This window comes from Gluconobacter vitians, from assembly GCF_015244565.1.
Lineage (GTDB): Bacteria > Pseudomonadota > Alphaproteobacteria > Acetobacterales > Acetobacteraceae > Gluconobacter > Gluconobacter vitians.
In genome coordinates this window covers 181,136-190,854 of record NZ_JABCQG010000001.1, presented here as the reverse complement: position 1 = coordinate 190,854, position 9,719 = coordinate 181,136, and the positions used below count along the sequence as shown (strand labels likewise).

9 protein-coding genes are annotated in these 9,719 nt (G+C 63.4%); 6 read left to right on the top strand and 3 right to left on the bottom strand.

Going from position 1 to position 9,719, the window contains the following annotated elements:
* The first annotated feature begins 25 nt into the window (after window positions 1–25).
* The 6 genes from HKD24_RS00960 to HKD24_RS00935 all read left to right on the top strand — a co-directional run bounded on the left by HKD24_RS00960 (window position 26) and on the right by HKD24_RS00935 (window position 6,355).
* A complete protein-coding gene (locus tag HKD24_RS00960) occupies window positions 26–280 on the top strand; it encodes a hypothetical protein (RefSeq protein ID WP_228124076.1) in 255 nt (84 codons plus the stop codon).
* Window positions 281–344: 64 nt separating this feature from the next.
* Window positions 345–1,328 carry a hypothetical protein gene (locus tag HKD24_RS00955; protein ID WP_194258601.1) on the top strand — a complete coding sequence of 328 codons (984 nt, stop codon included), beginning with the start codon at window positions 345–347 and terminating at the stop codon, window positions 1,326–1,328.
* 23 nt (window positions 1,329–1,351) lie between these two features.
* Complete coding sequence (gene thrC / locus HKD24_RS00950; RefSeq protein ID WP_194258600.1) at window positions 1,352–2,752, top strand: threonine synthase; 1,401 nt, start codon at window positions 1,352–1,354, stop codon at window positions 2,750–2,752.
* Between the two features lie 59 nt (window positions 2,753–2,811).
* Window positions 2,812–4,077 carry a M16 family metallopeptidase gene (locus tag HKD24_RS00945; protein ID WP_194258599.1) on the top strand — a complete coding sequence of 422 codons (1,266 nt, stop codon included), beginning with the start codon at window positions 2,812–2,814 and terminating at the stop codon, window positions 4,075–4,077.
* Window positions 4,074–5,408: a TldD/PmbA family protein gene (locus tag HKD24_RS00940; RefSeq protein WP_194258598.1), complete on the top strand. Its 1,335-nt coding sequence runs from the start codon at window positions 4,074–4,076 to the stop codon at window positions 5,406–5,408. Before HKD24_RS00945 ends, HKD24_RS00940 begins: the two co-directional genes overlap by 4 nt.
* The gene (locus HKD24_RS00935; protein ID WP_194258597.1) at window positions 5,408–6,355 is read left to right on the top strand and encodes a Tim44 domain-containing protein; all 948 of its coding nucleotides are present in this window, start codon (window positions 5,408–5,410) and stop codon (window positions 6,353–6,355) included. The genes HKD24_RS00940 and HKD24_RS00935 overlap by 1 nt, the downstream gene beginning before the upstream one ends.
* Before the next feature lie 197 nt (window positions 6,356–6,552).
* Here the strand turns inward: HKD24_RS00935 and HKD24_RS00930 are convergent, their stop codons facing one another.
* The 3 genes from HKD24_RS00930 to HKD24_RS00920 form a co-directional block, all read right to left on the bottom strand.
* Entirely contained in the window at window positions 6,553–7,503 is a 951-nt protein-coding gene (locus tag HKD24_RS00930) for a heme o synthase (protein WP_041112112.1), read from the bottom strand.
* Entirely contained in the window at window positions 7,500–8,666 is a 1,167-nt protein-coding gene (locus tag HKD24_RS00925; RefSeq protein WP_194258596.1) for a cbb3-type cytochrome c oxidase subunit I, read from the bottom strand. Before HKD24_RS00925 ends, HKD24_RS00930 begins: the two co-directional genes overlap by 4 nt.
* Before the next feature lie 86 nt (window positions 8,667–8,752).
* Complete coding sequence (locus HKD24_RS00920) at window positions 8,753–9,433, bottom strand: class I SAM-dependent methyltransferase (protein ID WP_062507553.1); 681 nt, start codon at window positions 9,431–9,433, stop codon at window positions 8,753–8,755.
* Between the last annotated feature and the right edge of the window lie 286 nt (window positions 9,434–9,719).

The window sequence follows — 9,719 nt, the reverse complement described above, 5'->3', positions numbered from 1 at the left end:
GGTGTACGCGACGGTCCGACAGGGAATGACGACCCGTACGTTCCCCATCGAAGTCCGGCGGACTGCTTCCGGTCATTATATCTCCCGCATGCCCGATAATCGCTGGTCAATCGAGTGCCTGACCATCGAAGCTGCTCTTCTCATGCACGCCGCCGTCCTTTTTCCGGTCGAGCATGAACTCTCGCCCTGGCTCTCAAATCCCAAACCTGCTCCCCGTCCTGCCGAACGCCTGACCGCCGAGGCCGGCATGAGCGAGCCAAAAACCAAATCTCCGAGCTGAGAGATTGGCGCTTCCGGTCCACTTCTGACTTGCCAAACACGACTGGCGGGGCAATGTCAGTGGCATGAGAACCCGTCTTCTGCATGTCGCCGCCACCGCAGGCCTGGCGGCACTGGCTTTCACAGTCACCCCCGCCAGAGCGGATCATCCCTGGCAGGACGCGCCCGTTCCCGCCTCCATCACGGCTGACGCAGCCCTCCCCGCTCTTCAGCCCTCGACACTGCTTGCCGGCCCGAACGGAACCTTTTTCGCCCTCGACACTGACGGGCACCCCGTCCGGATCACCGACACTAATACAACATCCCCCCTCCCCGGTCCCAACCTTCCGACCGAGCGTCTCGTTACCCTGACGCTCTCGGGAGACACGTTATGGGGCCTCACGGCTGGCGATCAGCCTACTCTGATCCGCATGTCGATGGACGGTTCAGTCCAATCCCGCACACCACTCACCGGTGCCGCCATTACCGGCAGCAATCTGGTCGCTCTGCAGGTCCACGATACCCATGCCTATCTGGCTGACGAAGGCAAACCCGCTCTCGTCGTTGCCAATCTTCAGACCGGCAAGGCCACCCGCTTCCTGCCCTTCGATCCGTCCCTGACCGGCCGCCACCCGCTCCTGCGCGCCGGGCAACCCCAGATGGGGCCGGACGGGCGCCCGATGGCCGGTGGCAATGTCCGCTTCCTGATGCTGGATGCCAAAGGCCAGTGGCTCTTCTACCAGCCCGCCTGCGGCCCCATGTCCCGCATCGACACGGCCCTGCTGACCGACACGGACTTCACCCCGGTCGAACAGCTCGACGGCATTACGGAATGGCGCACGACCCCGAGCCTCGGCGGCGCGGCCCTGACCCCGGATGACACATTCTACCTGTCCGACATCACCGTCGGCAGCATCCTGAAATTCGGCAGCGACCGCATCCCCCTGCGGATCCTCAAGGACCCGCGTCTCTTTCACGCGGGCGCACCTTCCATCCCCGAAGGCCATCAGATGGCCGTTCTGGTCACGGAAGATAACGCAACGCACATTCTTCGCATCGCCTTGCCCTGACAGGACATGATATAAATTTTCCCATGCGCTACCGATCGACCCGCGGCGAGCTGACCGCCGACGCCCCGAACTTCTCTGACATCCTTCTCGCAGGTCTTGCGGGAGATGGCGGTCTCTACATGCCGGAGAGCTGGCCCAAGATCAGCCCGCAGACCCTGCGCGAGTGGCGCACGCTCTCCTATCCGGACCTCGCCGCCGAAGTCATCGCCCTCTTCACCGAAGGCTCGATCGACGTCGACACCCTGCGCGACATGACCCGTGACGCCTATGCGGATTTCGATCACGCGGCCGTCGTTCCGCTGGTCGAGGTCGAGCAGGATCTGTACTCCCTCGAACTGTTCCACGGCCCGACGCTCGCCTTCAAGGACATGGCGATGCAGATGCTCGGCCGCCTGTTCGACCACGTCCTGACCCAACGCAACCGCCATGTCACGATCGTCGGCGCCACCTCCGGCGACACCGGCTCGGCCGCCATCGAGGCCTGCCGCGGCCGCGAACGCCTCTCCGTCGTCATCCTGCACCCCAGGGGCCGCACGTCTGACGTCCAGCGCCGCCAGATGACGACCGTTCAGGACGACAACATCCTCAACATCGCCGTCGAAGGCGATTTCGACACCTGTCAGGATCTGGTCAAGGCGATGTTCGCCGACCACACCTTCCGTGACGAAGTCTCGCTCTCGGCCGTCAATTCGATCAACTGGGCCCGCATTGCCGCCCAGATCCCGTATTACGTCCGCGCGGCCCTCGCCCTCGGCGCGCCGGACCGCGAAGTCTCCTTCTCGGTCCCGACCGGCAATTTCGGCAATGTCCTCGCCGCCTGGGCCGCCAAGCAGATGGGCCTGCCCATCAAGAAGCTCTGCATCGGCTCCAACCGCAACGACATCCTCACCCGTTTCGTCATCGACAACGACATGAGCGTGCGGACGGTCGAACCCAGCCTGTCGCCCTCGATGGACATCCAGGTCTCATCCAACTTCGAGCGCCTGCTGTTCGAACTGCTGGACCGCAACTCCACCCGCTGCGCCGCCATCATGCGCGAGTTCCGTGAAACCGGCCGCATGGCCGTCCCGCACGATGCCTGGACCCGCATGAAAGAGGTGTTTGAGGGCATGACCCTCACCGACGAACAGACCAGCGAAGCCATGCGCCTGTTCTACAATGAGAGCCTCTATCTCGCGGACCCGCACAGCGCGATCGGCCTCGCCGTCGGCAAGCGTTTCCAGGAACCCGGCATCCCCATGGTCGCGGCCGCCACGGCCCACCCGGCCAAATTCCCGGATGCTGTCATCGCCGCCACCGGCATCCACCCCAAACTCCCGCCGCACCTGTCCGACCTGTTCGAGCGCACCGAGCGCTACGAGTGCATGGACAGCCAGATTGCCGGCCTTCAGGACGCCGTCCGCGCCCATATCAAGCGCGGCTGATCGTCCAACACAGGCTCCCCGGCCGGGGAGCCTGCCTTTCTTCGACAATACGGAACCTCATGCCCGATACGATTGAAGTCACCAGACTCGATAACGGCCTGACCATCATCACCGAACGGATGGACCGCGTCGAAACCGTCTCCTTCGGAGCCTATGTCTCCATCGGCACGCGCGACGAGACCGCCGACAATAACGGCGTCTCCCACTTCCTCGAACACATGGCCTTCAAGGGCACCGAGCGCCGCTCCGCCTCCCGCATCGCCGAGGAGATCGAGAATGTCGGCGGCTACATCAACGCCTACACCGCCCGCGAAACCACAGCCTATTACGTCAAACTGCTGAAGAACGACCTCGCACTCGGCGTGGACATCATCGGCGACATCCTGACCCACAGCACGTTTCTGGACGCCGAAATCGAGCGCGAACGCGGCGTGATCCTTCAGGAAATCGGTCAGGCCAACGATACCCCGGACGACATCATCTTCGACCAGTTCCAGGAACGCGCCTTCCCCGAACAGCCTATGGGCCGCCCCACACTGGGCTCGGAAGAACTCGTCTCGAACATGACGCGCGACACGCTCATGTCCTACATGCGCGAGCACTACACGACCCACAACATCACGATCGCCGCCGCCGGAAACCTGCATCACCAGCAGGTCGTTGATCTGGTGAAAGACCACTTCCGCGACCTCCCCACCCATCAGACGCCCCGCCCCCGCGCAGCCGCGTATGAAGGTGGCGAACTGCGTACGACCCGAGAACTGGATCAGGCCCACCTTGTCATGGGCTTCCCGTCGGTCAGCTACATGCACCCCGACCACTACGCGGTCATGATCCTCTCGACGCTGCTCGGCGGCGGCATGTCCTCGCGCCTGTTCCAGGAAATCCGCGAGCGCCGGGGTCTGGTCTACAGCGTCTATTCCTTCGCCTCCCCCTTCAGCGACAGCGGCCTGTTCGGCCTCTATGCCGGCACGGGCGAGGAACAAACTGCCGAGCTCGTCCCCGTCATGATCGACGAACTCAAGCGCCTGCAGGACGGCCTGAGCGCGGAAGAGCTGTCCCGCGCCCGCGCCCAGCTCAAATCCTCGCTCCTCATGTCCCTGGAAAGCACCGGCAGCCGCTGCGAACAGCTCGCCCGCCAGATCCAGGTCCATAACCGCCCCGTCCCCACGGCCGAGACGGTCGGCAAGATCGACGCCGTGACGGAAGCCGACATCCTGCGCGTCGCCCGCACCATTTTCTCCGGCACGCCGACTTTCACCGCCATCGGCCCCGTGGGCAATATGCCCTCGCTCGAGGACATCACAGCAAGGCTCGCCGCATGACCACCACCACGCCCGTCGAAGCCCTCCTCGCCGCAGCCCGCCGCCACGGCGCAGATCACGCGGACGCCATCCTCGTCCGCGACGAGTCCGAATCCGCGCTCGTCCGCAAGGGCGTCCCCGAAGGCATCGAGCGCTCCGAGAGCGTCGCCCTCGGCCTGCGCGTCTTCCGCGGCAAACGGGCAGCCACGGTTTCGACAAGCGTTCTGAACGAAGCCGAATTCGACCGTCTGGCCGAACAGGCCTGCGCCATGGCCCTCGTGGTCCCCGAAGACCAGTATGCCGGCCTCGCCGAAGCCGCCCTTCAGGGCCGTTTCGACGCCGCCGGGCTGGACCTCGAATGCAGCTCCGCCCCGAGCATGGACGACCTCCTCGCCCGCGCCCGCGAAGCCGAGGACACCGCCCTGTCCTTTGAAGGCATCACCAACACCAACGGCGCCTCCGCCGGTCACGGCCGCACCTCGGTCATGCTTGGGACCTCCGCAGGCTTCTTTGGCGCCTACAGCCGCACCGGACATTCCACCAGCGCCAGCGTCCTCGCCGGCGAAGGTGCCACGATGCAGCGCGACTACGCCTATCGCAGCGCCGTGCATCTCGAAGACCTCGAAAACCCGACCGTCATCGGTCGCGAAGCCGCCGAGCGCGTTCTGGCCCGCATCAATCCCGGCCGCCCCCGCACCGGCACCTACAGCGTCATCTACGACCCGCGCGTCTCCAGCACCCTGCTCGGCCATCTGGTCGGCGCGATCAACGGTGCCGCCATCGCCCGCGGCACATCCTTCCTCAAGGATAGCCTCGGCAAGCAGATCCTCTCCGCCGGCCTGACCGTCCATGACGATCCGCGCCGCATCCGGGGAGCAGCCTCCCGCCCCTTCGACGCCGAAGGCTGTGCCGCCCTGCCGCTGGACCTGATCGTGGATGGCGTGCTCCAGACCTGGCTGCTCGACTCCCGCAGCGGCCGCCAGCTCAACATGCCGACCAACGGCCGTGCCAGCCGTGGCATCGCCTCTCCGCCCTCGCCAAGTGTGACAAACCTTCACCTCGCCCCCGGCCCCCTTTCCGCCGAAGCCCTGCGTTCCGATATCAGTGAAGGCATCCTGATCACCGAACTCATGGGCTCTTCGGTCAACATGCTGACCGGCGATTACAGCCGTGGTGCTTCGGGCTTCATGATCCGCAACGGCGAGATTGCCGAACCCGTTGCCGAACTCACGGTCGCGGGCAACCTGAAAGACATGTTTGCCCGCATGATTCCGGGCAGTGATCTAATGTTCCGGCAGAGCGTTAATGCGCCGAGTATCCGGATCGACGGCATGAACATTGCAGGACTTTGATGCGTAAATTCCGACTTTCTACGACCGCCCTCGCCCTTCTCTGCGCTGTCAGCCTAGGCGCGCTGGGAACAGCGGATGCGCGCCCGGGCGGCGGCAGCTCCATCGGAAGCCGCGGCTCCCACACCTGGAGTGCCCCGCCACGCACCTCCATCACGCCCGGCTGGGCCCGCCCGATGGATCAGTCCGCCACACCGCGCATGCCGCCCGGTTACGGCTCGCCGGGCTATGCCAGCCCGCGCCCGATGCCCGGCTTCGGCGCCCCGGCTTACAGACCGTCCTACCCGGTCCGCCATCCGTTCATGAGCGGCTTTGCAGGCGGCTTCCTAGGCGCAGGTCTGTTTGGTCTGCTAAGCGGTCACGGCTTCATGGGCGGCATGACCGGCGGCACGTCGTTCTTCGGCTTCCTGCTGCAGGTCCTGATTATCGGCGGCCTGATCGCCTTCGTCCTGCGCATGTTCGGTAACCGTGGCCAGCGGAGCCCGATGGGAATGCCCTCCTCCGCAGGCGCACCCCCTTTCGGCAACGCAGGCGGCAGCGCACCCGTGACGCTGACCAATGACGACTACATGAGCTTCCAGCGGCTCCTGCTCGACATCCAGGCGGCCTGGAGCGCACAGAACATGCGCGCCCTCGCCAGCATGGCCACGCCGGAAATGACGGGCTATTTCAACGCCCAGCTTTCCGATCTGGCGAGCCGCGGCGCCCGGAACATCGTCTCCAACGTCCAGTTCCAGCGCGGAGACCTCTCCGAAGCCTGGCGTGAAGGCAACCTGACCTACGCCACGGTCGCCATGCGCTACTCCATGACGGACGTCACCACGGACTCCATGGGCAACGTCATTGATGGCAGCTCCACCGAGCCCGTCACCGTGACCGAACTCTGGACCTTCGTCCGTGCTGACGGCCGCGGCAACTGGATCCTCTCCGCCATCCAGCAGGCCGGCTGAAAAGCCCTAGAAACAGAAAAGGCCCGGGACAACCCCGGGCCTTTTTTATTGCCTGAATAAGAAGCTGAACGCCGGCCCTTACAGCCGCGTCAGCGTAATCACGTAGAAGATCACAGCCAGCAGCACCACACCGCCTACAATCCCTGTAATCCGGCTCAGCCGCCGCTTGCGGGCAAGATCAATATCAGTGGTCATGTTCATCCGATCAGAACCCGGTCAACCAGCAGTCCACAGAACAGCAGGAACAGATAGGCCAGCGAATACCGGAACGCGAACCGCGCCGGCTTGTCCTTCGTCAGGCTCACACCTTCTGCATCCTGTTTGTCCATCAGCACCCGGAACGCACAGAGAATAAAGCCCAGATCCAGCAGACTGGTCACAACCGTATAGGTCAGCCCGACTTCATGCACGAAGCTCGGCACCAGCGAAACGGCCGTAAGAATAAACGTGTAGATCAGGATCTGCCACCGCGTATGCCGCGCACCCTTCACGACCGGGAGCATCGGAATGCCCGCTTTGCCGTAATCCTTGCACGCATAAAGCGACAGCGACCAGAAATGCGGCGGCGTCCACAGAAAGACGATCGCAAACATCGCCACCGGCAGCACAGCCATGGAATTCATGGTCGCAGCCCAGCCGATCATCGGCGGAAACGCGCCCGCAGCCCCACCAATCACGATGTTCTGCGGCGTGCTCCGCTTGAGCCACATCGTGTAGATCACGCTGTAGAAAAAGATCGAGAACGCCAGAATGCCAGCCGCCAGCGCATTCGTCGCCAGCCACAGCACAACCACCGACAGAACCGACAGTACAACGCCATAAACCAGCGCCGCCTGCTCCGGCATCCGACCGTCGGGAATGGGCCGCACAACCGTCCGCTTCATGATCGCGTCAATGTCGCGGTCATACCACATGTTGATCGCACCCGCGGCGCCCGCCCCGATGCAGATGCACAGAATGGTAATCAGCCCGATGGGAATGGACGGCCAGCGCGGCGCGACGGCCATGCCCGCAGCACCCGTAAACACCACCAGCGAAATCACGCGCGGCTTAAGCAGCGCCAGCCATTCACGCAGGGACGGATCACCATCCTTCCCCGGAACGGAAAAAACCCCCGAAGGGGCTAAAGGTGTCGCCGTATCACTCATGCCGAGACCCGGGCACGCCCAGTCTCCCTCAACAGGAACAGCCCCAGCAGACCAAAGGCCAGCAGGCTGATCCCCATAAGAATTTCACCATAGATCATGACGCCCGGCACGACGGAGCAGAACGCCCCTGCCAGCATCAGGCAGGCATGCCCTCGGCTCATCATCGCAGGGATCCGTCCGGGGAGAAGCATCTCGACCCAGGCATAGAACCCGCCGCACAGCGCCATGATGCCACCAAACGCCACCGCCGTATGATCGCCCGAATGCCCCGGAAGCCAGTCCGACAGCCACCCGGCCGTAAAGAGCAGAATGCTGCCGATCGCCCAGAGCGCAGCTCCATCCAGATCCCGCTTCTGCTGCCAGACATCCCGACACAGCGCCCCAATCAGCACAACCGACGGCACAATCTGCGTCACGAGAACAAGGCTCGACGTCATGCCCGACGGCAGCGCCCCGTAAAGCCCATCCATCCACAAAAGCGGCCCGCCAATGCCCATCACGCCGAACACATAAGGCGCCACCGTCCGGGAAGCACCCGCAACAGCGGAACGCGACAGCAGCGCAGACGCCACCAGTCCCAGAGCCGGGGTCAGCATCAGCGCCATTTCCGGAAGATGCAGCGTCTCGATCAGCGCATCCGTCGTGATCCCGTCCAACATGCCGCGCGTCACAACAGCCGCCAGAACCGGCGCCACCAGAACAACGCTGCTCGCCGTCGCCAGAAGCGACCAGGCCAGCGGCGACATGTCGCGGAAACGGCAGACGCGACCCTCAAGGCAGGTCGTAATCACATCGATCGCAACAGCCAGAATTCCAACCGACCACAGCAGCAGCGCCACAAACGGCAGAACCGGAAGCAGAACCACACCAGCCGACAGAAACCCGAACCCGGCCATCGTCAGCCCGCGCAGAACCGTCCGGTCCGTCCCCAGCGCAGACGGCAGAAGCCACTGGCCAAAGCCACCAAGCGCAGCAGGGCACATGACGAAGAACGTCATGAGAATACCGTGGCAGAAGGCCTGCCCGCTCGTGGGATGTGTCTGAAGGAATGGCAGAGCCAGCGATCCGCCCAGCAAGCCGGCAAACAGTGCCAGCAGAATAAAAGACGTTCCGACTCGGCGGCTGGAACGGGCTGGGGCAGTATCGACGGCCTGATAAGTCATGATCGCGTAGTCGGTCCCTGAACTAGGAATACCGCAGCGAGCGTCGGAATACTCGGCGCCGACACGTGTCCGGAACCAAACGCCGATCAGGCGACCAGGGCTGCTGCGTCGCTTTTACTCTCGCATTGCGGCAATGTCACGAGTGTAAACAGCCCCGCGGGCGGAACCGGCGTCAATGTGGCGCGGCGCAGGTCTTCCGGCGGCAGAAGCGACTCAATGGCAAAATCCGGATGCCAGCCCAGCGAACGCGATGCACGGGCCATGCCCCGCTCGACTGAAAGGCGCAGCCCGCCCGTCGCCAGGAAGTGGTTGACGAACAGAATATGCCCACCCGGCTTCACAACCCGCTTCAGCTCGGCCAGCAGCCGGTCCGGATGCGGCACGACAGACGCAACGAACATCGCAACAGCAATATCGAAGCTGTCATCTTCAAACGTCGTGGCTTCCGCATCCATTTCCAGCAGATCGTCTACATTCGTCAGATGCTCCTGAAGCACCCGCATCCGGGCACGCTCCAGCATGTCCTCGGACAGATCGATTCCCGTAATGCGCTTGTCATGGTTGTAGGATGGCAGGGCGAGGCCCGTTCCGACACCAACTTCCAGGACCCTCTCTCCCGGCAGGGCGTTGACCGCAGCCACTGCTCTCTTGCGTCCGTACCCCGAAATACCGCCAAAAACAGTATCATAAACGCGGGCCCAGCGACGATAAGCCGTCTTGACGGCTTCCGCGTCCAGTGCCGAACGCGGGGAAAGGGTTGAGGACATGATGATATGCGACCTTCTTTGTCCGCCTGGCCCTCATGGGTCAGAGCTGTCCGGAACATGTTCAATTGGCACCTTCTTGCCCTCCCGGATATGCATCTGGCAAGAGATGCTGTGCGCATGACGTTTCAAGACCATGTCTGGAAACAGCCAAGGAGGACAGCCGTGCTGATCTATTTGCTAGCTTCAATCACCCTTGTCATTTGGGTGATGCTTTACAGTCTCTACTTTCGAGGGCAAATCGCAGCATGGTTTGACAACCGTTTTGGAAAAGACAAGCCACCTGTTT

Coding starts and splice junctions, on each gene's coding strand:
- HKD24_RS00955 (WP_194258601.1), top strand. CDS start 345: ATGAGAACCCGTCTTCTGCATGTCGCCGCCACCGCAGGCCTGGCGGCA.
- HKD24_RS00925 (WP_194258596.1), bottom strand. CDS start 8,666: ATGACTTATCAGGCCGTCGATACTGCCCCAGCCCGTTCCAGCCGCCGA.
- HKD24_RS00935 (WP_194258597.1), top strand. CDS start 5,408: ATGCGTAAATTCCGACTTTCTACGACCGCCCTCGCCCTTCTCTGCGCT.
- HKD24_RS00920 (WP_062507553.1), bottom strand. CDS start 9,433: ATGTCCTCAACCCTTTCCCCGCGTTCGGCACTGGACGCGGAAGCCGTC.
- thrC (WP_194258600.1), top strand. CDS start 1,352: ATGCGCTACCGATCGACCCGCGGCGAGCTGACCGCCGACGCCCCGAAC.
- HKD24_RS00960 (WP_228124076.1), top strand. CDS start 26: ATGACGACCCGTACGTTCCCCATCGAAGTCCGGCGGACTGCTTCCGGT.
- HKD24_RS00945 (WP_194258599.1), top strand. CDS start 2,812: ATGCCCGATACGATTGAAGTCACCAGACTCGATAACGGCCTGACCATC.
- HKD24_RS00940 (WP_194258598.1), top strand. CDS start 4,074: ATGACCACCACCACGCCCGTCGAAGCCCTCCTCGCCGCAGCCCGCCGC.
- HKD24_RS00930 (WP_041112112.1), bottom strand. CDS start 7,503: ATGAGTGATACGGCGACACCTTTAGCCCCTTCGGGGGTTTTTTCCGTT.